Raw genomic sequence first — 25,276 nt, 5'->3', positions numbered from 1 at the left:
AGAGTGAGTGCATGGGCGGTCGGCAGATCCTGGCGGCGCGGCAGCTGCTGACCGAGGCGCTGGACGGCGACCTGTCCGACGACGGGACGGTGACCGCGGCCCGTGCCGTCATCGCCGAACTGGGCTCTCCCGAGCGGCTGTTGGAGCTGGTGGCCGAACTCGCCTCCGGCGAGGGCGATCCCGAGCACTGTGCCGGGCTGTCGTACCGTCATGTACTGGGTTTCGACAAGCTGTTGCTGATCGACGGCGGCCCCCGCCACATGCTGCGCGCGCATCTCTGGCATCCCGACGCGGCGGCGATCGGCGCGGAGGACATCCACAACCACCGTTCCCCGCTTGCCTCCTACGTCGTCCGGGGCCGGCTCGCCATGGAGCTGTACGAGGCGCGCGGCGACGGCGGGATCACGGCGGACCGGTACGAGGAGTCCCTCGCCGAGCGCAGTGCCGACTGGACGCTGCGGCCCACGGGTCCGGCGCGGCTGCGGCTGACGCATGTGGGGCAGTACGCAGCGGGCAGCGCCTACGCCCTGCCGGCGAAGACCCTGCACCGGGCCTGGTGCGACACTGACGTACCGACCGTGACACTGTTCCTGGAGACGGGGGCCGAACGGCGGCGCCACACCGACGTGTTCACGGCCGCGGGCCCGCATCCGGGCGCGGTGGCGAAGGTGCCGCTCGATGTGAAGGACTATCTGGGCGCGTTGAACGGTCTGGCGGAGTCGCTCAGAAGCTCATGAGGGCCCGGCGGAGCATTCAGAAGTCCGTGAGGGCCTGTCGTACGACATCCAGGTTGTACGCGTCGATGTCGAGGCCGGAGTAGGCCAGCTCGGAGGGCCGCAGCCAGCGGTACGCCTGGTCGGGCTCGGGGAGGGTGATCTGCAGCGACAGTGGCCTGATCAGGAAGTTGTCCTGCCAGTTCTTGGTCTCGCGGCCCTGATACTCGCTGACGAAGGACGACTCGCCGATCTTGCGGACGATCTCGCCGAGGAGCCCGGTCTCTTCCTTCAGCTCGCGCAGCGCACCGTCCTCGGACCGCTCGTCGGGCTCCAGCTTCCCGCAGGGAACGCCCCACACCCGTGGCAGGAATCTCTCGGTCGCGCTGCGGCGCACCAGAAGTACGCGCCCGTCGTCGTCCATCACGACGGCAGCCGCCAGCCGCTTGTCGCCGGGGTCCATGGTCATGGTTCCTCGGTCCCTCGCCGGAGATGGGTCCAAAGGGTCTGATACCCAGGAAGGCATCCAACGTACCAGGATCGGCCCGCCCGGGCTGTGGAGCCGGTCTCACCCCCGGACGGAGCGGCTCTTGCCTTCGGACGGAGCCCGTCTCACCTCCGGACGGCTCCGGAACATTCCGCCCGGTGGCGCGGCAACCTCCGCCGTACGGGCGGCGACCTGGGGGCATGACCAACGCAAGACGCACCACTTCGCACCGTCACCGCGACCGCCGCCGTATCGCCCGCAAGCCGCTTGCGGGCTCGCTCGCCGTCGCGGCCCTGCTGGGCGGCGCGTGGTACGCGACCGCGGCGACGGACAGCGCCGACCGGGACAGCGGCAGCGGGAGCTCGACCGCGGCCGGGGCGAACACGTCCGCCTCCGAGTCCACGGGCGCCACCGCCGGCGCCACGGCGACCGCGACGGCCTCCTCCGCGAAGACCACCCCGTCAACCACCCCGAAGGCGGTCGCGAAGACCCCGGTTGCCGCCGCGGCCGCGACCGGCACGCTCTCCCCGACCAGCACCGCGGTGCCGCTCGCCGCCAAGTTCCCCTATCTGACCGCCGGTTACAACAACACCCGCCAGTGGACCAGGACTTCCACCGCCGTGGCCCCCGACGGCACCCTGCGCGTCGCCTGGCCCGCCGCCGACGGCGTTCACGTGACCCCGCTGAACGCCGCCGGAGTGCGCTCGGGCGCCGACACGGTCGTCAAGGGCGCCAAGGAGGTCGGCGGTCTGGTCGCGCACAACGACGGCTTCGCGCTGCTCACCCGGGTGGCAGACACCAACAAGTGGAAGGAGACGGCCGCCGCGATCATCCGCTACACCAACGGCAAGCAGACCTTCCGCACCAAGCTCACCGGCACCGCCTCCAACGACACCTCCCCCGGTCTCGACGGCCAGCTCACCTGGAACGGCACCAAGTACGGCGCGTACTTCGTCGTGCACGGCGCGGGCGGTTTCGCGGACGGCCACTTCGGCGACAAGCTGGCGTACATCAGCGCCAAGGGCGCGAAGCTGAGCGGTGGTTGGAGCTGGGGCTGCAGCCACAACGAGGGCATCGCGCTGCACGCGGAGACCTCCGGCGCCTTCACCTCGCTGTGCTTCGACGACTGGCGTTCGGGCCTGTTCGTCTCCACCGGGATCGGCGCCCCGGACGTCGCGCCGGTCGTGCAGCGCGAGCAGTGCTGGGCAGGGTACTGCGGTGGTAGCTTCCCCGGCCGCACCGGTGACCTGGTGAAGTCGGCGAGCGGACGGTACGCCACGGCCTTCGCCTCCCGTGGCGCCGCCTCGGCCAAGAAGAACTCCGCCGACTCCAGCGGACGCGGCTGGACCGTGACCCCGAGGACGAGCACCCACCAGGTCGCCGTCGCCTTCATGGCGAACCGCAACTCCGGCCCCGGCAAGGCGGTCTACCTCACGAGCGCGGCAGGCACCGAGAACGTCGACGTGCACATCGCGCCCTACGGCAAGGACCGTCTCCTCGTCTCCTGGGAGTCCCTGAAGGGCGCCAAGTGCGCGGCCGGCACCTGCACAGGCACCTTCACGGGTACCCATCTGCGGCTCATCGACTGGAACGGCAAGTTCCAGAGCGCGGACAAGGTGGTGAGCACCCGGATCAGCGGCGACATCGCGGTCCTGAAGAGCGGCGCGCTGACCTGGGCGTACGCACCGGTCACGCCGACCTATGCGAGCCCGCTCAACGGGGCTTCGCCGACCGCGACGAGCCTCCGGATAGCCCGGCTGACTCCGTGAACCGGTAGTTCGTCCGCCGGCCGCCGGCCCACTGAACGGAGACGCCGTGCTCCCCGTCGACCTCCACGGACACCAGTTCCGCGAGGGGACGGGGGTCCGGCTCCGCGGTGAGCCGGACCAGGGCGACGAACAGGGTGGGCCCGTCACCGACGACACCCTCACCGTCCAACAGGCCGTGCAGGGAGACGAGTTCGGCGCGCTGCCCGTCCTCCGCCGACCAGCCCGTGACCTGCACCGGCGTGCCCGCAGCCGCGCCCACCACCAGATGCGCCCGCACCTCCACCGCACCCTCGGCCATCACCACGCTGGTCACCCGGGCACCGGAAGCCGCCGTGTGCCGGGACGCCACCAGGCCCTCCCCCACCCCCAACGGCACAATCTCCGTCCGGCTCGGATCGCCGCCCACGAACACGCTGTTGTCGTACGACGTCGACGGCGTCGTGGCCGTGGAGTAGGCGAGGCGCGTGTAGTACGGGTCGTAGCGGACGTCCTCGCTGCCGTGGTTGTGCAGGCGGACCAGGCCGTCCGAACTGGTCGACTGGAGCAGCCAGTTGGCGGGGGCGATCGCGGTGACCGCGTCCGCTCGTTCGGCCGGACCCGGTTCCTCGACGGCCGTCCACACCTCGTGGTCCGGTGGGAGGAGCAGGCCGAGGAAGCCCTTGCTGGCCCAGTACGGGGACGCGGGGCCCGAATAGCCTTGCAGGACGGCCTCGTCGGGGCCGTGCCAGCCGAGGGTCAGCAGTCCCCGGTCGTCCACCGCGCCCCGGTCCAGGAAGTACTTCAGCGCTCCCGACGCCAGCCGCCGCGTCTCGCCCGGCGACAGGGGCGTACGGCCCGTCAGCGCGCCCAGCCACAGCGGAGACGTCGTGGCGAAGCGGTAGGTCAGGGACCGTCCCTGGTGCATCGGGGCGCCGTCGCCGCCGAACAGGCGGGCGTAGTCGGCGAGATGGCGTTCCAGGCGGCCCGCGTACAGGTCGAGGAGTCGGGGGTCGTCGGCGAGCCAGGCGTGCAGGACCGGGTAGAGGTGCATGGCCCAGCCGTTGTAGTAGTCGAACTTGCGGCCGTCGCCGTCGGTGTACCAGCCGTCGCCGACGTACCACTGCTCGATGCGCTCCAGGCCGTGGTCGATCGCCTTGCGGGAGGCCTCGGGTTCATGGCCGATCTCCTGGAGGAAGCCGCCGACCGTGACGGGGAACAACTCCCAGTTGCAGGGCCAGGGTTCGGCGGTGAGGGCGTCGGTGAGCCAGGCGGCCGCGCGCTGTCGTACCGGTTCGTCGAGGCGGTCCCAGAGGAGGGGGCGCGTCAGGCGCAGGGCGAGGGCGATCGAGGCCGCCTCGACCAGGGGCTGGCTGCGGTCCTCGATGCGGGGCCAGACGCCCGCGACGCCCGCGGCGAGTCCGTCGGCGTAGCGTTCCAGTGCCGTCTCGTCGCGGCGGAAGGCGGCCAGCAGCAGGGTGCGGGCGTAGCCCTCCAGGCCGTCGGAGAGGCTGCCGGACCAGCTGGTGTGGGTGCCGGGGAGGTGGTAGAGCGCCCGGTCCTCGGTGGCGCAGGGCTCCACGGCGGCGAGGAGGGCGTCGGCGGCAGCCTCCCAGTGGGCGCGGGTCCAACCGGTGCGGGGGCTCGACTCGCGGTCGTCGGCGGGCAGTTGCATCGGCTCACTCTCACAGGCGGCGGGTGGAGCCTGGGGCGCTCCGGTTCCGGTCGGAACGCCCCAGGGGTCTTTCGGGTCTCAACCCACCCGTACCCGCTCCTCCGGCAGCAGATGCCGGGCGACGAGTGCGTCGCGGACCAGGCCCGCGTACACCGTGGCACCGTGCACGGAGGTGTGCGTGTTGTCCTTCTTCTCGTTGTAGAGATAGATCGCCTTGGAGCCTTCCACTCCCAGCGACTCCACCAGCGCCTTGGTCTGCGCCGTGAGATCGATCAGTGTTACCCCCTCGGCGGCGGCGACCGAGCGGACGACGCCCGGCAGGTCTACGCCGAGTCCGTTCACCAGCAGTGCGGTGTTGTTGTTCAGTGTGCCGTCGGCATTGAACCAGCGTCGGACGATCGGTGTCACCAGAACCGGACGACCGCCCATCTCCCGGATACCCGCTACGAGGGTTTCCAAATTCGCGCGGTACGTCGCCTCGTCGGTCGTCTTGTCGTTGTGGGCGAGCTGGACCAGGACGAGGTCACCGGGGTTGATCAGCGGCTGAACCGTCCCCCACAGCAAGGGATTCGCCAGATAGGTGACCGTACTCTCCCCGGAATCGGCGTAGTTGGCGACGGAGACGCCCCTGCGCAGGAACTGCGGGAGCTGTTGGCCCCAGCCCGAATACGGGTCGCCCGGTTGGTCGCAGACCGTGGAGTCGCCGATCAGGATGATCTGACGGGCACGGTGGGCGGGGGTGACCCGGATGTCGGTGAGGGCGGGGGCGGTGCCGCCGAGGGTGAGGTCGAGGCCGGGGGTGCCGTCGGGGCCGGTGGGTTCGCCCTCGGGGGTGCGGACGTTCACGGTGAAGCTGCGGGTCACGGTCTGCCCGGCGGCCGTGGCCGTCTCGGGGAGCAGCGAGCGCCGGGTCTCGCCGGTGACGGCCGTACTCGCCGCGCTCTCGCCGCCGAGGCGGACCGTGACGTCGTAGGTGCCGGGCGGGACGTCGAAGTGGCACGCGCCGGCGGTGCAGTTGGCGATGCCGAGGGGGGGCGTACGGTCGTGGGCCTGCGCGGGTGCGGCCGACAGTGCGGCGCTCAGGGTCACCGCGGCCAGCAGGGCGATGTTGAAACGTCTCATCCGTGGCTCCTCCGTCCGACGACAAGGCCTGGCGGTGGACCGTACCGCTCCGGACAAGCGCTTTCTAGACCCGTGCCGAATTTCTCGTCATCGCCAACTTCCACGCTGCGAAAGCCCTTTCGCGAAATCGATTCAACTGTCACCCTCCAAAGCACCCGCACCCCCACCTCCCGAAGGAGGCACCCCCATGTCCGGCTCTGTGAACAGACCGGTCCGTCGCCGCACCTTCGTCCTCGGCACGGCGGCCGCGGCCGGTTCGGCGGCGCTCGCCGGGCCGCTCGCCGAGACCGCGTCCGCCGCGAGCTTCGGCTACACCGACGACGGCTCGAACTACGTCGTCGACACCGGCGCCAGCCTCGTCTTCAAGGTCAGCAAGACGAACGGCGACCTGACCTCGCTGGTCTACAAGGGCACCGAGTACCAGGGCTACGGCGGCATGAACTCGCATGTCGAGTCCGGCCTCGGCGCGTCCACGGTGACGATCGCGCAGTCCGGCACGACGATCCTGATCTCCGTCACGCACGGCACGCTGAAGCACTACTACGCGGCCCGCAGCGGCGAGAACAACGTCTACCTGTGGACCAACAAGGCCGACACCTCGGTCAGCGCGACCCGCTACATCGTGCGTGTGAAGGCCGGCATGTTCCTCAACGACGAGCCGGATTCCTACACTTACGCGCCCACCACCATCGAGTCCGCCGACGTCTTCGAGAAGTCCGACGGCCAGACGCGCTCCAAGCACTACTCGAAGAAGCGGGTCATCGACTACGACTACATCGGCTGGACCACCGGCAGCGTCGCCCTGTGGGTCGTGCGCAGCAACCACGAGAAGGCGTCCGGCGGTCCGTTCTACCGTTCCCTGCTGCGCCATCAGAGCGCGGACGGCGGCGGGTTGTACGAGATCCTGTACTACGGCGAGAACCAGACGGAGGCGCAGCGGTTCGGTCTCCAGGGGCCGTACGTCATCGCGTTCACGGACGGCGGCGCGCCTTCCTCGGCGCTGTACCACGCCAACCTCACGACCTCGTGGGCCGATTCGCTCGGCATCTCCGGGTACACGGCCGCGAGTGGTCGGGGCCGGGTCGCGGGCGTCGGCATCACCGGGCGCGACACGGCGTACGCGTACACGGTCGGGCTCGCCAACTCGGACGCCCAGTACTGGGGTTCGGCGCGGGCCTCGGACGGCTACTTCTCCATCACGGGAGTGCTCCCGGGGACGTACACGCTGACCGTCTTCAAGGGTGAACTCGCCGTCTACACCGGGTCGGTGGCGGTCACCGCGGGCGGCACGACGACGCTGAACAGCATCGCGATCCCGTCCTCGAACGACCCGTCCAACGCGAGCGCGATCTGGCGGATCGGCAACTGGGACGGCACGCCGAGCGGGTTCAAGAACGCGGACCTGATGACCTACGCGCACCCCTCGGACGTACGGGCCGCGTCCTGGACCGGCAACGTCGTCATCGGCAGCGGGACGGAGACCTCGGCGTTCCCCTGCTACCTCTGGAAGGACGTCAACAGCGGCATCATCGTGTACTTCAAGCTGACGGCCGCTCAGCTCGCCGCCGCGCACACCCTGCGCATCGGTGTGACGACGGCGTACGCGAACGGCCGGCCGCAGGTCGTCGTCAACGACGCCTGGACCTCGGCGGTTCCCTCGCCGCCCACCCAGCCGAGCACCCGGTCGCTGACCGTGGGCTCGTACCGGGGCAACAACAACACGTTCACGTACAGCGTTCCGGCGTCCGCCTGGCTGACGGACAGCGGCGCGTACAACACGCTGAAGATCTATGTGGCGAGCGGCTCGGGTTCGACGTCGTTCCTGAGCGCGGGCACGTCGGTCGACGCGATCGACCTTCTCGCCTAGAGGCGGCAACTTCCGGGCGGGGGACGGCGACTTGTAGGCATGACTGAGCCGAACACGCACCGCCGCTCCCCCGTCCGGCGTCGGGCCGTCGCCGTGGCGACCGGTACCGCCGCCGCCCTCGGGCTGGTCGCCGTGTCGCTGGCGTCCCAGGCACGGGCCGCCACCGTCATCACCGTCGCCAAGGACGGTTCGGGCCGCTTCACGACCGTGCAGGCCGCCGTGAACGCGGCGGCCGCCGGCGACACCATCTCCGTGGCGAAGGGCACGTACGCCGAGATCGTCAACGTCCCTTCCGGGAAAACGGGGTTGACCATCCAGGGCGCCACCGGCAACGCCGAGGACGTCGTCATCACCTATGACCGGGCCGCCGGTTACACCGATGCCAGTGGCAACAAGTACGGCACGCTGGGCAGTTCGGTCGCGACGTTCTCGGCGAGCGGTCTCACCGTCGCCGGGATCACCGTCCAGAACACCTTCGACAAGGCGGCCCACCCCGACATCACGGACACCCAGGCCGTCGCGATCACCGCGCAGGGCGACCGGCAGATCTTCACCAACGACCGGTTCATCAGCCGCCAGGACACCGTCCTCAACTGGTCGCCGTCCTCGACCGGTCAGTACCGGCAGTACTTCTACTCGTCGTTCATCTCCGGGGACGTGGACTTCATCTTCGGCAACGCCACGGCCGTCTACGACCGGGTCAACATCCAGTTGCGCAACTCGGGCGCCGCGGCGGGCGGTCTCAACGGCTTCCTGTCGGCGCCCAACACCAGCTCCGCCAAGACGTACGGCATCCTCGTCACCAGCAGCTCGGTGACCAGCTCGGCGGCTGCCAACACGTACTACCTGGGCCGCCCCTGGCATCCGACGGCGGACGCGGTGGGCCAACTGGTGATCCGCCAGACCTCGTTGCCCGCCGCCGTGAAGGTCGCCGGGCCCTGGACGGACATGAGCGGCTACTCCTGGAAGAACGCCCGCTTCTTCGAGTACAAGAACACCGGCGCGGGCGCCACGGTGAACTCCAACCGCCCGCAGCTCACCGACTCCCAGGCCGCGAACTACACGGCCCAGAAGTATCTGGCGGGCACGGACGGCTGGAATCCGGTCCGGTAATCGGTCTTTCAACTACCGCGCGTCCACAGCTGGTTGGTCGCCCCGCTGCACGTGTACGTGATGATCGCGGCGGAGTTGGCGGTGGACGCGCCCGACACGTCCAGGCACTCGCCGCTCGTCCTGGCCTTGACGAGGACGTAGCTGCCGGACGTGGTCAGGCTCCACTGCTGGGTGGTGGCGCCGGTGCAGTTCTCCTGGGTGACGTTCGTGGAGTTCTCCTGGAGACACAACGAGCTGCCCCGGCCCATGAGTTCGTAGTAGCCGGTGCCGAGGTCCTTGAACCACCACTTCTGGTTGGTGCCGCTGTTGCAGGTGTACTGGCTGATCGCGATGCCCTGCCACAGGGACTGGTTCGGTACGTCGGCGCACTTGGCGCTGTTGCGGGCGACGAGCGTGTTGTAGGTCGCGCTCGTCCCGGTGATCGTGCCGGCGGTCGTGTCGATCGACACCTCCGGGTACCAGGACGCCATGGACATCGAGGTGGTGGTCGGGAAGGTCAACGGCAGCCAGACGTAACGGGAGTCGTTGACGGTGCCGCCGAAGGAGTTGCCCCAGCGGTCACCCATGTAGAGGTAGGAGGTGCCGGAAGTCCCCGTGACCGGAAGGACGTAGGCGGTCTGCGAGTTGTAGGCGGTCGAGTCGCCGACGTTGGTGAAGGCCGTCCACGGGCCGGTGATGCTGGTTGCGGTGGCGTACTGCTGCTGGTTGGCGCTCCAGCCTGTGGCGCCCGAAGTCAGCATGAAGTAGACGCCGTTGCGCTTGAACAGGGCCGGTGCCTCGCGGTGTCCGCCGACCCAGGGGTTGGCGACCAGGCTGTCGATGGCGGTGTAGTCGGCGGTGAGCCTGTAGATGTGCAGGTCGTAGTTCTCGTTGGCGGCGGAGACCATGTAGGCGGTGCCGTCGGTGTCGACGAAGGTCGTGATGTCCCGGGACATGTTGTCGCCGAGCGGCTGGAAGCTGCCCTGGTAGGTGTAACTGCCGTCCACGGTCGAGGAGACGGCGACGGCGGCCTTGGCCTCGCTGTAGTCGACGCCGTTCTCCTTGTGCATCCACATCACGAACTGGCCGGTGGACGCGTTGTAGATGACCTTCGGCCGCTCGATGTAGGCGGTGCCCAGCTCGGAGGCGCTGGACTGGGTCAGGACGTGGCCCCGGAACTCCCAGTTCTTCAGGTCGGTGGAGCGGTAGGCGTCCACGTACTTGAAGGTGTTGTCGGCGTTGCGGTCCTCGCCGAACCAGTAGTAGTAGCTGCCGACCTTGATCACCCCGCCGCCGTGCGCGTGCAGGGCGTTGCCCGAAGTGTCCGTGAACTGCGTGCCGTTGGTGATGGTCTGGGCCGCGGCCTGGGCCGGGCCCGCCGTCACCAGGGCGACGGCGAGGGCGCAGACCAGGGCGAGCAGGATGGCGTACGCACGTCTCATCTCACACACTCTCCTTCACCGTGTCGGCCACGGGAACGCCGAAGTCGGGGGTGCCGTCGGGGTGCCAGCCGAGGCGCTGGATCCGGGTGTGGCGGTTGGGGTCGTTCAGGGGGTCGCCGGTGATCTCCTTGTACTGGCGCGCGTGGTAGACGAGGACGTCGCTGCGGCCGTCCTCGGCGACCGTGAAGCAGTTGTGGCCGGGGCCGTACTGCCCGGTGGTGTCGTTGCTGGTGAAGACGGGGGTCGGCGACTTGGACCAGTTCACCGGGTCCATCAGGTCGGCGTTCGCGTCGACGCTCAGCAGGCCCATGCAGTAGTGCCAGTCGGTGGCGCTGGCCGAGTACGACAGGAACAGGCGGCCCCGACGGGCGATGACGGCCGGGCCCTCGTTGACCTTGTAGCCGACGGTCTCCCAGTCGTACTCCGGTGTGGACAGGCGTATTTGAGGGCCCGTCAGGGTCCACGGGTTCGCCATCCTCGACAGCCACAGGGCGGTGTTGTTGTCCATGCCGGGCTCGTGCTGGGCCCAGGCGAGATAGCGGGTGCCCCGGTGGGTGAAGGTGGTGGCATCCAGGGAGAAGGTCTCCCAGGCCGTCCCGATCTGCCCCTTCTCCACCCAAGTGCCCTGGAAGGGATCGGGGTTGGCGTTCTCCAGGACCCAGATGCGGATGTCCCAGACGCTCTCGGCGGGCGCGGAGGCGAAGTAGACGTACCACTTGCCGCCGATGCGATGGATCTCCGGCGCCCAGATGTGGGCGCCCATCACACCGGTCGCGTGCTTGGTCCAGATCACCGACTCGGTCGCGGTGGCAAGGCCGTTGAGGGTGCGGGAGCGGCGCAGAATGATGCGGTCGTACTCGGGGACGGTGGCGGTGAAGTAGTAGTGGCCGTCGGTGTGCCGGTGGATGTACGGGTCGGCGCGTTGGCGGACGAGCGGATTCACGAACGGGGCTGCTTTCGGGGACGCGGTCGCCGGGGCCGGAGTGATGGCCAGGGCGCCTGCGGCCAGGGCGGCTCCCTTCAGCATCAGCCTTCGGCTGGGGGCATGGGGCAGTTCGTCGTTGCGGCTCATACGGCTGCCTCTCGGAAACGTTCGAGGTGGCGAACACCATCTGTCATTACGAACGACTTCGAACGCCGAAAAGGTAAGGGTGTGCCACCACTAGGTCAACGGGTCCGACGAGACAAAGAGAGAGCGCTTTCCGTCTGTTCTCGAATTTCTGTTATCCCGGTGTGCCTCGAACCGTCTCCACTCCCGTGCGCAGCCATATCCACACGACAGGAGCAGCCGCCGGCGCCCTAGCCGCGGTCGCCGCCCTCCTCACCGCCGCCTCCCCGGCCTCCGCCGCCGGCAGCCGCGACGCGACCGGCGACGTGCTCGCGGACCGCGATGTCACGCTCACCGGCGACACGGTGGTCACCGTGCCGTCCGGGACGACGACGTACGACGGGGTGTTCCGCGGGCAGGGCACGCTCACCGTGCGCGGCGGCGGGACGCTGGTCCTCACCAAGGACAGCGACTTCACGCTCCCGGCGGCCCGGCAGCGGCAGAAGGTGACCACCCGGGGCGGCAACCACCCGTACACGACCGTCAGCAACCCGGATCCGCCCGCGATCACGGTCGAGCGCGGCACAACTCTCCAGTACGGCACGGGTGGTGGCACCGGCCTGATCGGCCACTTCCCGTACAGCACCCCGGGTTACCGGCTCAACCAGCTCAATGTCCGGGTCGACGGCACGCTCCGCCTCTCCCTGACCCGCACCTTCAACATCGGCACCATCAGCGGCTCCGGCCTGGTCACGCAGCCCCGCAACATGTGGGGCACGCTCGACCTCGCCGGAACCCACCCTTTTTCAGGGGTCATCGACAACGGCACCGGCATGGCGGTCGGCCGCCCCGAGTACCCGGTCGCGCTGCCCAACGCCCGCGCGATCCTCAACCAGGGCTCCTGGATCATCGACACCCCGCTGTACCAGACGATCACCCTGCGCCAGAACTTCTACCAGCGCGAGTACGGCAGCGACGTCAACGTGCACTCCCGGCCGGGCAGCAAGGTCGTCCTCACGGGCCAGTACAGCTACAGCGACCAGGGCGGCGACACCGATCCGTCGCTCAGCGACCCCGGCCTCGACTGGCGTGCGATCGCCCACCAGTCGAACAAGCGCGGCACCAACATCGAGGGCGCGGACGTCCAGTGGGGTGACGGCACCACCCACCAGATCTTCATGCCGGGCACCAAGGACACCGTCTACATCAACCTTCACGCGGCGAGCGGGGTCCGGTCCAGGCTGACCTTCGACTACGACGGTCCGGTCACCCTCGGTGCGCCGATCGGCGGCGGCAAGTACCACGACACGCTGGCCGCGCCCGGTGCCGGGGACATCGTCGTCGCGGGGACGCGCGGGAACGACGTGACCTTCGCGGCGCCGCAGTACTACGACGGGTCGACGACCGTGGAGAAGGGGGCGGTGCTGCGGCTGGGGTCCGGGAAGCGGGGCGGCGACGGCGGGGTGCTGACCGGCACGGAGGGGCGCCGGATCGTCGACGACGGGACCCTTGTCGCGCGGAACGTGTCACTCCCCGTGAAACTGTCGTACCTCTCCGGCAAGGGGTCCCTGATCCAGTCCGGCGCCGCGACGACGACGCTGACGGGCGCGGCCGTCACGTACACGGGGACGACCACGGTCTCGAAGGGCACGCTGGCTCTCCGGTCGGGGGCAACTCTCGTCCACAGCACGGCGATCCGGCTCACCTCGGCGAGCGCGCGGCTGGACGTGGGGACGGCGGGGCTGCGGTTGGCAACCACGCTCACCGGCTCGGGCACGGTGAAGGGTTCGGTGACGAACGACGGCGTGATCGCGAGCGGCGGCCTCACCGTGACCGGGAACTACACGCAGAGCGCGAAGGGCGAACTGGTCCTGGGCGCAAAGCCGTTGAAGGCGGCGGGCAAGGTCGCCCTGGCCGGCGACCTGGACCTCTCGGCGGCCGGTACGCATCCCGCGCGGACCGTGACGATCGTCGATCACACGGGCGGCGCCCCAACGAACGGCTCCTTCAAGGGACTTCGCGAGGGCAGCAAGCTCATGCTCGGCGACACGACGTACCGGATCAGCTACCGGGGCGGCGACGGCAACGACGTCGTCCTGACCACCGTCACCGCGAGCAGCGGCTCCTCCCCCACCGCCGACCCCAAGTCGTCGTCCGGAACGACGATCACCGAGGCCCACGCCGAGAACACCGCCCGCGGCGCCGGTTTCGGCTGGTGGCCCTACGCCCTCGGACTCGGCCTCCTGGGCGCCCTGCTGGTCCCGGCGACCAAGCGCACACGGGGCGGGAGCAGGCGCGGAGGCGGGGGCGGGAGGCACGCGGCATAGAGCTGACGGCCGCGGCCTGACGGTTGCCTGTCATTCCGGGACGTCGACGGGAACGGTCATCGTGCGATGGCCGTCGCCGTTGGTCGGCGAGCGCGGACCGTCGAGGGCGTTCAGGTAGGTGGCCAGGTGGCGGGCCGCCTCGATGGTGATGGCGCCGTCCGGTCTGGCCGTCCCCTCCGGCGGCAGGCGTGTTTCGTTCGCGGCCGGAGGGGTGCTGCCGAAGAAGCGGGCCAGATCGATGCTGACGATCCAGCACGCGACGGCCACCTCGCCCTGGCCGGGTGCCGTCCGGCGAGCCCTGAGGTGTCCGTACAGGGTGAAGTTGTCCCCTCCGTAGGAGATCGTCGTGGTGTGTTCCTGACCGTCGGCCGACAGGCGCAGCAGCTCACGGGCCGCGGGTGCCAACGTGAACCGCGCCATCCCATCCGCATAGATCACAGAGCCTCCTCAATGCCTCCTGAAGACATGTGCATGCAAGCTTCGCAGGTCGGGGCCACGACGACCAGATCGCCGTATGCCGGAACAGACGTATCGCATGCCGGGCAATCCGCTCACCAGCTGGACACGGTCCGCGTCCACGGCCGTATCGACTAGCGTCGAGACATGACCAGCGACACCTCCGCCCCCCTCGCCGACGCCCTCGCAGCCGGAACGCTCGTTCTCGACGGCGGTCTGTCCAATCAGCTCGGGGCGGCCGGGCACGATCTGAGTGACGAACTGTGGTCGGCGCGGCTGCTCGCGGACCGGCCCGAGGCGATCACCGAGGCGCATCTCGCGTACTTCGAGGCGGGCGCCGACGTGGCGATCACCGCCAGCTACCAGGCCACCTTCGAGGGCTTCGCGAAACGCGGAATCAAGCACGACCGGGCGGCCGAACTCATGGCGGAGAGCGTGGAGTTGGCGGTCGACGCGGCGGTGGAGGCCGGTCGGCGGGGCATGGAGCGGCCCCGTTACGTCGCGGCCTCGGTCGGACCGTACGGCGCGATGCTCGCGGACGGCTCCGAGTACCGGGGCCGGTACGGGCTGAGCGTGGCCGAGCTGGAGGCCTTCCACCGGCCCCGCCTGGAGGTGCTGGACCTCGTCGGCCCGGACGTGCTGGCCTTCGAGACGATCCCGGACACTGACGAGGCCGAGGCGCTGCTGCGGGCGGTGCGCGGACTGCGGACGCCCGCCTGGCTGTCGTACTCGATCGCCGGGGACCGCACCCGTGCCGGGCAGCCGCTGGAGGAGGCGTTCGCCCTGGCCGCCGACGCGGACGAGATCATCGCGGTCGGCGTGAACTGCAGCGCCCCCGAGGACGTCGACGGCGCGGTCGAGATCGCGAGCCGGGTCACCGGGAAGCCCGTCGTCGTCTATCCCAACAGCGGTGAGACCTGGGACGCGGAGGCGCGCGCCTGGACGGGCCGGTCCACCTTCACCGCCGAGCAGGTCGAGGGCTGGCGGGCCGCCGGTGCGCGGCTGATCGGCGGCTGCTGCCGGGTGGGGCCCGAGGCGATCGCCTCCATCCGGCGGACGCTCACACCGTCGTGATCGAGTTCCGTACGACCACGTGCGTGCCCAGCAGCAGGTGCTCGTCCGGGGACTCCGGTGTGCGGCCCAGCGCGGTGCGCACCGCGAGACGGCCCAGCTCCTCGTAGGGGACGTGGACGGTGGTCAGGGCGGGGTACAGGTCGCGGGCGAAGGGGATGTCGTCGTAGCCGGCCAGTGAGACGTCCCCGGGGACGTCGAGGCCCGCCTCGTGCAGTGCGGTCAGAGCGCCCGCCGCGACCATGTCGGTGGCGGCGACCACGGCGGTGAACTCCAGTTTCCGGCTCAGCGCCTGGCGCATCAGCCGGTGGCCCGAGTCGCGGGTGAAGTCGCCGTGGAGCAGGAGTTCCGGGTCGGGTTCGACGCCTCGGGCGCGGTGCGCGGCGAGGTAACCGCGTTCGCGGCCCTGCGCGGTCGCGTGGTCGGGCTTGCCGCCGAGGAACAGGACACGCCGGTGGCCCTGGGCCAGGACGTGCGCGACCAGGGCGTAGGCGCCGCCCTCGTTGTCGTACTCGATGACCGTGACCGGTGCGTCCGGACCGAGCGGCGGGCGTCCGCACAGCACGAGCCGCGAGCCGGCCGCCGCGAGCGAGTCGGCGATACGGCGGGTGCGGGTGCGGTACTCGGGGGTGTCCGCGGTGCCGCCGACCAGGATCACGGCGGCGGTGCGCTGGGCGCGCATCGTCTCGATGAAGTCCAGTTCGCGCTGGACGTCGCCCTCCGTGCTGCACACCAGACAGAGATGGCCGAGGCGGGTCGCCTCGCGCTCCACACCGTGTGCCATCAGCGCGAACGACGGTCCCGTGATGTCCTCCAGGACGAAGGCGAGGGTCGGCGTCCCGACGCCTGCCACGGCCTTGGCGCGGGCGTCGGCGACGTAGTCCAGTTCGCGCACGGCCCGCAGCACACGCGTGCGGGTCGCCGTGCTCACCGGGTACTCGCCGCCGAGCACCCGCGACACCGTGGACGCGGACACTCCGGCGCGGGCCGCCACGTCCCGGATGGTGCTCCCGTTAGCGTCCTGGCTCTTCCTGGTCATGCGCCGCCTCGCCCCTCCCCTGCCTGCGGGAACACGTCCGGCAACCGGTTCCCTGCGCGGAGGGTAGCAGCGAGCGCCGGTCGGGAGGAGGGGCGCGCGTCGGCCAATTCACCTAAGTGAGCACGGCAGCCCTCGACAACAGGCGTTGGGCAACCGGTTTCCGTCCGACACCCACCCCTTCACGACGACCGCCGCACATCCCCCGTCCGCCGCAACCGCCGTACGACCGACCGCAGTTCGACGGTGCCGCGCGCGGGAGTGCCCACGACCGGGACCGCCGGCTCGCGTGTCGCCGTGTCGGCCGCCCACAGGGCGAACTCGGGGTCGCGCGGGCCGTTGGCGACGTAGGGCGCGCCCTCGCCGAAGATCCGTACGGGGTGGGTGTCGTCCCAGGCCGGCCAGCCCGGGTCGCCGTCCGCGGCGAACCGCACCCAGGCCGCGTGCATGGTGTCGGCGAGTTCCTGGGGCGCGCCCTCGCCCGCGAGTCTGGCGGATTCGGGGATGTCACCCGTGTCGAAGACGAAGCCGAGTTCGAGGGCGTGGCAGGAGCCGAGGTCGGGACGGTTGGAGGGCCAGGCGAACTCGTAGAGATGGGAGTTTCCGGGGCGGGCGTCGGCCAGACGGTGCAGGGGGTAGCGCAGCAGGTGGTCGGTGACGAGCTGGCCCACGGTCTCGGCGGTGCCGGCTTCGGGGTGCAGGGCGCGGTAGCCGCGCGGGACCTCGACACCGCAGCGGCAGCGGGCCATCGCACCGGCCAGGGCGACCGCGCCGAGCCGGTCGACGCGCTCGTGCAGGCCCCCGGGGACCAGCCACAGCCGGTACTCGTCGCGGGTCCAGCCCATCAACAGGTCGACGTCCCGGGCCACTTGGCCGTCGACGAGCGCCTCCAGCGGATCGCGAGGCACCAGTTCGCCGTCGACGACGATCCCGAACATGGGCCCGCCGAGCACCGGGCTGCTGAGTCTGCCCACGTCGGCCTGGGTGCGTAGCAGGAGTTCGCGGTCGACGGCGGCGAAGGCCTCGGCGGTGGCGGGGATCTTCAGCCGGGTCGCCATCCGGCGTACCATCCGCCGTACCTTGTCGCGGTCGAGGGCCTCCGGCGGCCCGCTCTGCAGGACGGCCCGGCGCACCAGCCCCTGGGCCTGCGGGGCGGCGAGCAGGGCGCCGGCGCTGATCGCGCCGGCGGACTGACCGGCGAGGGTGATCCGGTCGGGGTCGCCACCGAACGCCGCGACCGACTCGTGCACCCAGCGCAGCGCGGCGAGCTGGTCGCGCAGGCCGGGGTTGGCGGGCGCGTCCGGGAAGAGGCCGTAACCCTCCACGCCCAGGCGGTAGTTGACCGAGACGAACACGACTCCGTCGCGGGCGAAGGCGTGTCCGTCGTAGACGGGGACGGCGGAGGAGCCACGGGTGAGCGCGCCGCCGTGCAGCCAGACCATGACCGGCAGCCGGGCGCCCGGTCCGGGTTCCGGGGTCCACACGTTGAGGTTGAGGCAGTCGTCGCCGGGGACGACGGGGTCGGAGAGCAGTTTGCCGAAAGCCTCGGAGTACGGCGGTTTCGGCGGGGTCGGGCCGAAGGCGAGGGCGTCGCGCACTCCGGTCCAGGGCTCGGGCGGGACGGGTGGGCGGAACCTGCGCGGTCCGAAGGGGGGCGCCGCGTAGGGGATGCCCCGGAAGACCGCGATCCCGTTCTCGTACCGGCCGCGTACCGCCCCGTAGGGGGTTGCCACCACGGGGCCGGGCTGCGCCGCCGTTGCCGCTGCCATAGCCGTCATCTGCCCACCAGCTCCTCACCGCGCTCGTGAACCATGCTCATCAGAGCATCACATCGCGCCGGACTATTCCGGCGGACGAGCGCGGCTGGACGGGTTATCCGTACCGGCGTGCGGAGGAGTGCGAGGAGGGCTGTGCGGACGCGTCGTGCGGGACTGCGGGTCCGCCGACCGATTGACCCCCGCTCCTCCGCAGATCTACGGTAGAAGACGCTTTCAGAAAACGTTTCCGAAGCTGCATTCCACGTCGCACTACTGGAGGGTCATGCCCAGCGCCCAGCCGCCGAGGGCCGTGTTCGCCATGGATCCGGTGCACCTGCCCCTGCTCTTTCCCCCACCCCTGATGGCACGGCTCCGGCAGACGGCCGAGATCGACCCCGGGCTCGTCGTACGCGACTTCGCCGCCCCCGAGGCCGCCGGGCCCCTGGCCGGGGCCGAGGTCCTGATCACCGGCTGGGGCTGCCCGCACCTCGACGCCGACGCCCTCGCGGCGGCACCCCGGGTCCGCGCCGTGCTGCACGCGGCGGGCTCGGTCCGCTCGCTGGTCGGCGAGGCCCTGTGGGAACGCGGGGTGACCGTGTCCAGCGCGGTCACCGGCAACGCGCTGCCGGTCGCCGAGTACACCCTCGCCATGATCCTGCTCGCCGGGAAGGACACCTTCGCGCAGCGGGAGCGCTTCCGGCACGCGCACGCCTACCCGACGCCCGCCGAGACCGCCGCGATCGGCAACCTCGGCCGCCGGATCGGCGTCATCGGCGCCTCCCGGGTGGGCCGCCGGCTGCTCGAACTGCTGCGGTCCTACGACTTCGAGGTCCTCCTCCACGACCCCTACGTCGGCGTCACCGAGGCAACCGCGCTGGGCGCCGAACTCCTGCCGCTGGACGACCTGTTGAGCCGCAGCGACATCGTCAGTCTGCACGCCCCCGACATTCCCGAGACACAGCGCATGCTCGACCGCGGGCGGCTCGCCCTGATCCGGGACGGCGGGGTGCTGATCAACACCTCCCGGGGCGCCCTGATCGACCACGACGCCCTCACCGACGAGCTGCTGTCCGGCCGGCTGACCGCGATCCTGGACGTCACCGAGCCGGAGCCGCTGCCCCCCGCGTCCCCGCTCTACCAGCTGCCCAACGTCTTCCTCACCCCGCACATCGCGGGCTCGCTCGGCAACGAGCTGGCGCGGCTCGGCGGAATCGTCGTCGACGAGCTGGAGCGACTGGCAGCGGGCCTGCCGCCGGCCCACGAGGTACGGCACGCGGACCTGGCCCGTGTCGCCTGATCCGGGCCGTCCACAGGGCCTCCTGCCTGGAACAACGATGGGATACGGTTTCCGGACCGGCGCGGGAGCGGAGCCTCGCACGCCCGGTGGAAGAGCCGATACCGCGAAGGAGTCGCCACGGTGAGTCAGCGCAAGACGTCGGGCGACGTCGGCCGGGCCACGATCCGGGACGTGGCGGAGCGCGCCGGGGTCTCGGTGGCGAGCGTCTCGCGGGTGCTGTCCGGCAACTATCCGGTGTCGGAGGAGCTGCGCCGCCGGGTGATGAAGGTCGTCGGCGACCTGGACTACGTCACCAACGCGCACGCCCGTTCCCTGGCCGGCGGCGGCACACCGACGGTGGCGATCCTCATCAACAACATCACCGGCGCGGCATTCGCCCATGTGGCCAAGGGAGTTGAAGGCGCGGCCACACTGCGCGGCTGGCTCTCCCTGGTCGGCACCACCGGCGACGACCCGGAGCGCGAGCTCGCGCTGGTCAACCTCATGCGCCAACAGGGCGTCGCCGCCGTGGTGTTGCTGGGCGGCGCCTACGACGTCGACGAGTACCAGCTGCGCATGGCCCGCTTCGCCCGCTCCCTCGACGCGGCCGGCTCGCACCTCGTGCTCGTCGGCCGCCCGCCGCTGGAGGGCGACGTCCCGGCCACGACGGTCGACTACGACAACGAGGGCGGCGCCTACGCCATGGCCAGCCACCTCCTCTCGGCCGGCCACCGGCGGGTCCTGCTGCTGCCGGGGCACGCCGAACTCACCACGGCGCAGGGCCGGTTGAGGGGGGCGCAACGGGCCTTCGAGGCGTACGGCGTGCCGTTCGACCCGGGGATGGTGCGGCACGGTCCGTACGACTACGAGCACGGGTACGAGGCGGTCGAGGAGAGTCTGAAGGCAGGGGTGGACTTCACCGCGGTGCTCGCGGGCACCGACGTGGTCGCCGCGGGTGCCATGCAGGCGCTGCGCGCGGGGGGCCTCAGGGTGCCCGAGGACGTGTCGATCGTCGGCTACGACGACATCCCGCTGGCCTCCCAGCTCACCCCTCAGCTGACCACCGTGCACGTCCCGTACGAGGAGATGGGCCGGGTCGCGCTGCGCGCGGTGGCGGACCGGCGCGAGGGCGGCGGTACGGGCCGGCGCAGGGGAAGCGACGGCGACCATCTGGTGCTGGGCACGCACGTCGTCGTACGGAATTCGGTACGACCGCCCGTCCGGCGGGACTGGTCCAGCACACGGAACCAGGGCGTTACGTAACCGGTTTCCCTCTAAATTCCCAGGCCAGACAGGGTCTGTTCAGGGCTGTCGAAACAAGTCGTTGCACACCTCTTGCTCCGAACAGCCCCCGATGTCTACCTTCCAAGCAACCGGTTTCTACCTCTTCTCTTCCGAAGGAACACGGTCTGATGAACTTCACCAGCCCTCGGAGAAGGTTCGCTCGGGCAGCCGTCGCGGGCCTCGCACTGACAGGTCTGCTCTCCGCCTGCGGCGGATCCGGCTCGGGAGACACAGATTCTTCTGGTCCTTCCGGCCCGGTCACCCTCCCCTTCTGGGGCTGGGCCAACGGGCAGGACGCGGTCGTGAAGGCGTTCAACGCCGCTCACAAGGACATCAAGCTCAAGTACACCAAGGTCACCGACCAGTTGACGATGCAGAAGCAGCTCACCAACGCGGTCAAGGCCGGCAACGCGCCCTGCCTGGTGCAGAACACGGCGGAGTACGTGACCACCTGGGTCTCGCAGGGCGCCCTCGCCGACATCACCAAGTACGTCTCCGCCGACAAGGGCAGGTTCAACGCGGGCTCGTGGGCCAGTGCGCAGGTGCAGGGCAAGTCCTATGGCGTGCCGACCAGTTCGGCCCCCGCCTTCACGATCTACCGCACCGACATCTTCCAGAAGTACGGCCTGAAGGCGCCCACGACCTGGGACGAGTTCATCGCCGCGGGCAAGGTGCTGAAGAAGCACGGCATCAAGATCACCAACTACGCCGGTGAGGACCCGAGCACCCTGGAGGTCCTCTCCATGCAGGCCGGGGCGCACTGGTACGCCATCGACGGCAACTCCTGGAAGGTGGACTTCCAGGACGCGGGCAGCCTCAAGGCGGCCAAGGTGATCCAGGACATCGTCGACAACGACCTCGCCTCCAAGCTGTCGTTCGCCGACTACGCGGCCGTGCAGCGCAACTACGACAACGGCGGCACCGCGACCCGGCAGATCTCCACCTGGCAGATGGCGGGCATGGTGCAGAACTTCACCAAGTCCGACGGCAAATGGGCGCTGTCGCCCTGGCCCACGTTCGCGGGCGAGGCCGCCAAGACGCCCGCCGGGACCAACCAGAGCGGTGGCGTCACCCTGGTGACCAAGCAGTGCGCGCACCAAGAGCAGGCCGCCGAGGCCGCGTTGTGGATGTCGACCAACACGGGCGCGGTGAAGACGATGGCGAGCCCGACCACCGGCAACGGCGTGATGCCTGCGCTGGCCGACAGCAACGCGTATGTCGCGGAGGCGATCTCCGACAAGCTGCTCGGCTCGAACTACGAGCCGGCGAAGAAGGTCGTCACCGACAGCCTGAACACGGTCACCTCGGACTGGGTGTTCGGCCCGGACTGGACCGCCATGTTCACCGAGCTGCAGACCGGCTGGGCGAAGGTGATGAACAAGCAGGAGAAGGTCACCGATCTGCTGGCGCACATGCAGGAGTGGACGGTCAAGGACCTGAAGTCCCGCGGTATCAGCGTCAAGGGCTGAGGCAGCGCCGATGATTCGCTCCCAGCGCTGGAAGGGTGCCGCGTTCACGGTGCCCTTCCAGCTCGGTTTCGTGTTCCTCTACCTGATACCGATCGGGTACGCCGTCTACGAGTCGCTCTTCGTGGAGCACCAGTCCGGGCTCGGCCTCGGCGGCTCCACCGAGAAGTTCTCCGGCCTCCACAACTACCAACAGGGCCTGACCGACTCGGCGTTCATGAACTCGGTGCTGCGCGTGGTGCTGTTCGCATGCGTGCAGATCCCGGTGATGCTGCTCGTGAGCCTGCTGCTGGCGCTGTTCCTGGACGCGCTGTCCTCGAAGGTCGCGGGCCGCTTCCGGATCCTGCTGCTGGTCCCGTACATGATCCCCGGGGTGGTCGCGGCGATCGTGTGGATCAACCTGTACAGCCCGGACGTCGGCCCGTTGACCCCGCTGGGCAAGGTGTTCGGCCTGTCCTGGAACTTCTTCGCGCCCTTGATGGTGTGGCCGTCCATCGGCAACCTGCTGACCTGGCACGGCATCGGCTACAACATGGTCATCATCTACTCGGCGCTCCAGGGTGTGCCCCGGGACCTCTTCGAGGCGGCCCGGCTGGACGGCGCCTCCGAGGTCCGGGTCGCGACGAGCATCAAGATCCCTTACGTACGAGGGGCGTTGGTGCTGACCGGGATGCTCTCGATCATCCAGATGCTGCAGATCTTCAACGAGCCTGCCCTGTTCCGGAACGTCACCCCGCAGACCGTGAACGACAGCTTCACCCCGATCATGATCATCTACAACCAGGCGTTCAACGCGGGCAACTACCACTACGCGGCGACCCTTTCGGTCCTCCTCGCCCTCATCCTCGGCCTCGCCTCCTTCCTCTTCTACCGGCTCACCGCGAAGGAGGCCGACTGATGACTCTCACCGCAGACCGCCGGACAACTCGTCAGGTCCGCCGTCTCGACAAGCCCGACCCGGCGGCCCGTTCACGCGGCGGCCAGCGCTTCCTGCTCGTCGGTCTGGTCCTGGCCAGCGGCTACAGCCTGTTCCCGGTGTGGTGGCTGATCGTCGCCGCCACCAAGAACCGCACGGGCCTGTACCAGAGCAACGGCCTGTGGTTCTCCGGCATGCACCTGTGGGCCAACCTGCGTCAGGTCTTCACCTACGAGAACGGCATCTTCCTGCGCTGGACCGCCAACTCGTTCCTGTACGCGGGCGTCGGCTCCCTCGGCGGCACACTCATCGCCCTCGCCACGGGCTACGGCCTGGCGCGCTTCGAATTCCCGGGCCGCAGCGCGGTGTTCGCGTGCGTGGTGGGCTCGTTCCTGATCCCGATCGCGCTGCTCACGCTGCCGCTCTACCTGATGTTCTCGAAGATCGGCCTGGTCGACACCCCCTGGGCGATGCTGATCCCCTGTCTGATCAACCCGTTCAGCGTCTACCTCGCCAAGGTCTACACCGAGGCCACGATCCCCTTCGAACTCCTCGAAGCGGCCCGCCTGGACGGCGCGGGCGAGCTCCGCATCTTCTTCAGCATCGTGCTGCGGATGATGACGACGGGCGGCGCCACCGTCTTCCTGCTCGCGTTCGTGAACACCTGGAACGCCTTCTTCCTCCCCCTCACCGTCCTGCGCGGCGAGAACAACTGGACCCTCAACATCGGCCTCTACAACTGGTCCGGGAAACGCCTGGAGTCGGGTGTCGACCTCACCGGCCTGGTCCTGACCGGCGCGCTGCTGTCGATCGTGCCGATGGCCGTGATGATGGTGGCGATGCGGCGGTACTGGCGTACGGGCGTCACGCTGGGAGCCCTCAAGTGACCTTGCTGCACAACCCCGTTGTCCGAGGCTTCGCCCCCGACCCCTCCATGGTGAGGGTCGGCGACTGGTACTACGTGGCGACCAGCTCCTTCGAGTGGTTCCCGACGATCCCGATCCACCGCTCGCGGGACCTCGCGCACTGGGAGTACGCGGGCCATGTCCGTGGCGCGGTCCCGGGCGGCTCCCTCGCCGGTGTGCCCGACTCGGGCGGCGTCTGGGCGCCCTCGCTGAGCTGGGACGGCGAGCGCTTCTGGATGACCTACTCGATCGTCCGCTCGGTCGGCACGCCGTACTTCGACGCCGACACCTACATCACCACGGCCACGGACATCGGCGGGAAGTGGACCGCCCCGCGGCGGGTCGTGAGCCACGGCTTCGACCCGGCGCTGTTCCACGACGAGGGCCGACTGTGGCTGCTCAACCTCCAGAACGACCACCGCCCCGGCGGCCGGCGCTTCGCGGGCATCGTCGCGACCGAGCTGGACCGCGACACGCTCGCCGCGACCGGCCCGACCCGTCTGCTGCTCCAGCACGAACGGCTCGTAGAGGGACCGAAGTTGGTACGGCGGGGCGACTGGTACTACCTGCTGCTCGCGGAGGGCGGCACCGGGTACGAGCACGGGGTGCTGGTGGCACGCGGCCGTACGGTCACCGGTCCGTACGAGGTCGACGACCGTCCCCTGCTGACGTCCCGGGACGATCCGTCGGTGCCGTTGCAGAAGGCAGGCCACGGCGAGCTGGTCGAACTACCGGACGGCGAATGGGTGTTGAGCCACTTGGCGGCACGGCCTGTCGCGACTTCCGCAGGGCCTCGGTGCACGCTGGGCCGGGAGACGGCGATCCAGGCGGTGACTTGGGACGCGGACGGCTGGCCGAGGCTGCGCGACGGGGGCCGGCACCCGGCGGTGGCGGTCGCCGTGTCGACGCGACCTCTCGCCCGACCCGACCAAGCCACCAAGGACGGCGACCTGTTGGGCTGGCCGTGGAGCAGCCCGCGCGGGTACCCGGACCCGTCCTGGGCCGACGCCGCCACCCGCCCCGGCTGGATCCGGCTGCACGGGCGGCACGGGCCGGAGTCGCGGTGGGCGCACAGTCTGCTCGCCCAGCGGCTCACGGAGCATCGGGCGGAGGCCGAAGTCACCGTCGAGGCGCGGCCGTCGACGTTCACGCAGGCGGCGGGTCTGGTGCTCTGGTACGGCGCCGACGCGTATCTGAGCCTGGACCTGACCTGGGCGGAGCCCGAGGGTGAGGGGCAGCGGGGGCAGCAGTGGCGGGGCGGCGGGCGTACGGTGCTGAGGCTGGTGGAGCGGGACGAGGACGTCACGCGTGAAGTGGCCGTCGTCGAGGTCGAGTTCGGGCTACAGGTGACGATGGGGGCGACGGTCGACGGAGCCGACGCGCGGTTCTGGTACGTCCGTGCCGGCCAACGCGTGCCGGTGGGACCGGTGTTGGACTTCAGCCGACTCTCGGACGACCACGGATCGCGGCTGCGGTTCACAGGGGCTGTGGCCGGTGTCCATGCCGTGGATCTCGTCGGGGCGGAGTTCACCGCCGACTTCGGCGGCTTTCGCCTGGAGTGCACCCCGCCCGGCTGACCTGTTCGGGGTTT

Annotated in this window: 20 protein-coding genes; 12 read left to right on the top strand and 8 right to left on the bottom strand. The window is 70.0% G+C overall.

Translation table 11 applies throughout. The features are described 5' to 3' along the window. Nucleotides 1-11 precede the first annotated feature (11 nt). Entirely contained in the window at nt 12-737 is a 726-nt protein-coding gene (locus AB0I51_RS13705) for a hypothetical protein (RefSeq protein WP_362974570.1), read from the top strand. Between the two features lie 16 nt (nt 738-753). Here the strand turns inward: AB0I51_RS13705 and AB0I51_RS13700 are convergent, their stop codons facing one another. After that, nucleotides 754-1,176 (bottom strand): NUDIX hydrolase, encoded by a 423-nt coding sequence (locus AB0I51_RS13700; RefSeq protein WP_362974688.1) that lies wholly within the window; start codon nt 1,174-1,176, stop codon nt 754-756. A 224-nt stretch (nt 1,177-1,400) separates the two neighbouring features. Between AB0I51_RS13700 and AB0I51_RS13695 the strand changes: the two genes are divergently transcribed. Beyond that, nucleotides 1,401-2,969 carry a hypothetical protein gene (locus tag AB0I51_RS13695; RefSeq protein WP_362974568.1) on the top strand — a complete coding sequence of 523 codons (1,569 nt, stop codon included), beginning with the start codon at nt 1,401-1,403 and terminating at the stop codon, nt 2,967-2,969. On the opposite strand, the gene AB0I51_RS13690 is transcribed toward AB0I51_RS13695, so the two are convergent. Continuing rightward, nucleotides 2,914-4,620, bottom strand: coding sequence for a DUF2264 domain-containing protein (locus AB0I51_RS13690; protein WP_362974566.1), 1,707 nt, complete (start codon nt 4,618-4,620; stop codon nt 2,914-2,916). The two genes, AB0I51_RS13695 and AB0I51_RS13690, sit on opposite strands and share 56 nt — an antisense overlap. Nucleotides 4,621-4,698: 78 nt before the next feature. Continuing rightward, nucleotides 4,699-5,742: a rhamnogalacturonan acetylesterase gene (locus AB0I51_RS13685; protein ID WP_362974564.1), complete on the bottom strand. Its 1,044-nt coding sequence runs from the start codon at nt 5,740-5,742 to the stop codon at nt 4,699-4,701. Nucleotides 5,743-5,929: 187 nt separating this feature from the next. Here AB0I51_RS13685 and AB0I51_RS13680 point away from each other — a divergent pair, with 187 nt between their 5' ends. Together AB0I51_RS13680 and AB0I51_RS13675 are read left to right on the top strand one after the other, a co-directional pair. Beyond that, complete coding sequence (locus tag AB0I51_RS13680; protein ID WP_362974562.1) at nt 5,930-7,609, top strand: rhamnogalacturonan lyase B N-terminal domain-containing protein; 1,680 nt, start codon at nt 5,930-5,932, stop codon at nt 7,607-7,609. Nucleotides 7,610-7,648: 39 nt separating this feature from the next. After that, nucleotides 7,649-8,722 (top strand): pectinesterase family protein, encoded by a 1,074-nt coding sequence (locus AB0I51_RS13675; protein WP_362974560.1) that lies wholly within the window; start codon nt 7,649-7,651, stop codon nt 8,720-8,722. A gap of 8 nt (nt 8,723-8,730) precedes the next feature. Here AB0I51_RS13675 and AB0I51_RS13670 read toward each other — a convergent pair whose 3' ends face one another. Then, nucleotides 8,731-10,143, bottom strand: coding sequence for an RICIN domain-containing protein (locus tag AB0I51_RS13670; RefSeq protein ID WP_362974558.1), 1,413 nt, complete (start codon nt 10,141-10,143; stop codon nt 8,731-8,733). A gap of 1 nt (nt 10,144) precedes the next feature. Next, complete coding sequence (locus AB0I51_RS13665) at nt 10,145-11,215, bottom strand: glycoside hydrolase family 43 protein (protein ID WP_362974556.1); 1,071 nt, start codon at nt 11,213-11,215, stop codon at nt 10,145-10,147. A gap of 185 nt (nt 11,216-11,400) precedes the next feature. Here AB0I51_RS13665 and AB0I51_RS13660 point away from each other — a divergent pair, with 185 nt between their 5' ends. Next, complete coding sequence (locus AB0I51_RS13660; RefSeq protein ID WP_362974554.1) at nt 11,401-13,518, top strand: autotransporter; 2,118 nt, start codon at nt 11,401-11,403, stop codon at nt 13,516-13,518. A 30-nt stretch (nt 13,519-13,548) separates the two neighbouring features. On the opposite strand, the gene AB0I51_RS13655 is transcribed toward AB0I51_RS13660, so the two are convergent. Further along, nucleotides 13,549-13,956 (bottom strand): hypothetical protein, encoded by a 408-nt coding sequence (locus AB0I51_RS13655; protein WP_362974552.1) that lies wholly within the window; start codon nt 13,954-13,956, stop codon nt 13,549-13,551. 165 nt (nt 13,957-14,121) lie between these two features. Here AB0I51_RS13655 and mmuM point away from each other — a divergent pair, with 165 nt between their 5' ends. Next, complete coding sequence (mmuM, locus tag AB0I51_RS13650) at nt 14,122-15,048, top strand: homocysteine S-methyltransferase (RefSeq protein ID WP_362974550.1); 927 nt, start codon at nt 14,122-14,124, stop codon at nt 15,046-15,048. On the opposite strand, the gene AB0I51_RS13645 is transcribed toward mmuM, so the two are convergent. Together AB0I51_RS13645 and AB0I51_RS13640 are read right to left on the bottom strand one after the other, a co-directional pair. Continuing rightward, nucleotides 15,035-16,084 carry a LacI family DNA-binding transcriptional regulator gene (locus AB0I51_RS13645; protein WP_362974548.1) on the bottom strand — a complete coding sequence of 350 codons (1,050 nt, stop codon included), beginning with the start codon at nt 16,082-16,084 and terminating at the stop codon, nt 15,035-15,037. The two genes, mmuM and AB0I51_RS13645, sit on opposite strands and share 14 nt — an antisense overlap. A 179-nt stretch (nt 16,085-16,263) precedes the next feature. Further along, nucleotides 16,264-17,859: a carboxylesterase family protein gene (locus AB0I51_RS13640; protein WP_362974546.1), complete on the bottom strand. Its 1,596-nt coding sequence runs from the start codon at nt 17,857-17,859 to the stop codon at nt 16,264-16,266. A gap of 262 nt (nt 17,860-18,121) precedes the next feature. Here AB0I51_RS13640 and AB0I51_RS13635 point away from each other — a divergent pair, with 262 nt between their 5' ends. The 6 genes from AB0I51_RS13635 to AB0I51_RS13610 all read left to right on the top strand — a co-directional run bounded on the left by AB0I51_RS13635 (nt 18,122) and on the right by AB0I51_RS13610 (nt 25,262). Continuing rightward, the gene (locus AB0I51_RS13635; protein WP_362974544.1) at nt 18,122-19,135 is read left to right on the top strand and encodes a hydroxyacid dehydrogenase; all 1,014 of its coding nucleotides are present in this window, start codon (nt 18,122-18,124) and stop codon (nt 19,133-19,135) included. A 120-nt stretch (nt 19,136-19,255) separates the two neighbouring features. Next, a complete protein-coding gene (locus tag AB0I51_RS13630) occupies nt 19,256-20,377 on the top strand; it encodes a LacI family DNA-binding transcriptional regulator (protein ID WP_362974542.1) in 1,122 nt (373 codons plus the stop codon). A gap of 149 nt (nt 20,378-20,526) precedes the next feature. Beyond that, nucleotides 20,527-21,867: an extracellular solute-binding protein gene (locus AB0I51_RS13625; RefSeq protein WP_362974540.1), complete on the top strand. Its 1,341-nt coding sequence runs from the start codon at nt 20,527-20,529 to the stop codon at nt 21,865-21,867. A gap of 10 nt (nt 21,868-21,877) precedes the next feature. Then, on the top strand, nt 21,878-22,762 hold the full coding sequence (locus AB0I51_RS13620) for a sugar ABC transporter permease (RefSeq protein WP_362974538.1): 885 nt from the start codon (nt 21,878-21,880) through the stop codon (nt 22,760-22,762). Continuing rightward, nucleotides 22,762-23,667 carry a carbohydrate ABC transporter permease gene (locus AB0I51_RS13615; protein ID WP_362974536.1) on the top strand — a complete coding sequence of 302 codons (906 nt, stop codon included), beginning with the start codon at nt 22,762-22,764 and terminating at the stop codon, nt 23,665-23,667. Before AB0I51_RS13620 ends, AB0I51_RS13615 begins: the two co-directional genes overlap by 1 nt. After that, complete coding sequence (locus tag AB0I51_RS13610) at nt 23,664-25,262, top strand: family 43 glycosylhydrolase (protein WP_362974534.1); 1,599 nt, start codon at nt 23,664-23,666, stop codon at nt 25,260-25,262. The genes AB0I51_RS13615 and AB0I51_RS13610 overlap by 4 nt, the downstream gene beginning before the upstream one ends. Nucleotides 25,263-25,276: the final 14 nt, after the last annotated feature.

This window comes from Streptomyces sp. NPDC050549, assembly GCF_040655035.1.
Taxonomy (GTDB): domain Bacteria; phylum Actinomycetota; class Actinomycetes; order Streptomycetales; family Streptomycetaceae; genus Streptomyces.
Note: the sequence above shows the minus strand (reverse complement) of the source record. Positions and strands in the feature narration are given on the sequence as shown.

Coding starts and splice junctions, on each gene's coding strand:
- AB0I51_RS13695 (WP_362974568.1), top strand. CDS start 1,401: ATGACCAACGCAAGACGCACCACTTCGCACCGTCACCGCGACCGCCGC.
- AB0I51_RS13635 (WP_362974544.1), top strand. CDS start 18,122: ATGCCCAGCGCCCAGCCGCCGAGGGCCGTGTTCGCCATGGATCCGGTG.
- AB0I51_RS13645 (WP_362974548.1), bottom strand. CDS start 16,084: ATGACCAGGAAGAGCCAGGACGCTAACGGGAGCACCATCCGGGACGTG.
- AB0I51_RS13615 (WP_362974536.1), top strand. CDS start 22,762: ATGACTCTCACCGCAGACCGCCGGACAACTCGTCAGGTCCGCCGTCTC.
- AB0I51_RS13700 (WP_362974688.1), bottom strand. CDS start 1,176: ATGGACCCCGGCGACAAGCGGCTGGCGGCTGCCGTCGTGATGGACGAC.
- AB0I51_RS13640 (WP_362974546.1), bottom strand. CDS start 17,859: ATGACGGCTATGGCAGCGGCAACGGCGGCGCAGCCCGGCCCCGTGGTG.
- AB0I51_RS13690 (WP_362974566.1), bottom strand. CDS start 4,620: ATGCAACTGCCCGCCGACGACCGCGAGTCGAGCCCCCGCACCGGTTGG.
- AB0I51_RS13665 (WP_362974556.1), bottom strand. CDS start 11,215: ATGAGCCGCAACGACGAACTGCCCCATGCCCCCAGCCGAAGGCTGATG.
- AB0I51_RS13625 (WP_362974540.1), top strand. CDS start 20,527: ATGAACTTCACCAGCCCTCGGAGAAGGTTCGCTCGGGCAGCCGTCGCG.
- mmuM (WP_362974550.1), top strand. CDS start 14,122: ATGACCAGCGACACCTCCGCCCCCCTCGCCGACGCCCTCGCAGCCGGA.
- AB0I51_RS13705 (WP_362974570.1), top strand. CDS start 12: ATGGGCGGTCGGCAGATCCTGGCGGCGCGGCAGCTGCTGACCGAGGCG.
- AB0I51_RS13680 (WP_362974562.1), top strand. CDS start 5,930: ATGTCCGGCTCTGTGAACAGACCGGTCCGTCGCCGCACCTTCGTCCTC.
- AB0I51_RS13620 (WP_362974538.1), top strand. CDS start 21,878: ATGATTCGCTCCCAGCGCTGGAAGGGTGCCGCGTTCACGGTGCCCTTC.
- AB0I51_RS13685 (WP_362974564.1), bottom strand. CDS start 5,742: ATGAGACGTTTCAACATCGCCCTGCTGGCCGCGGTGACCCTGAGCGCC.
- AB0I51_RS13675 (WP_362974560.1), top strand. CDS start 7,649: ATGACTGAGCCGAACACGCACCGCCGCTCCCCCGTCCGGCGTCGGGCC.
- AB0I51_RS13670 (WP_362974558.1), bottom strand. CDS start 10,143: ATGAGACGTGCGTACGCCATCCTGCTCGCCCTGGTCTGCGCCCTCGCC.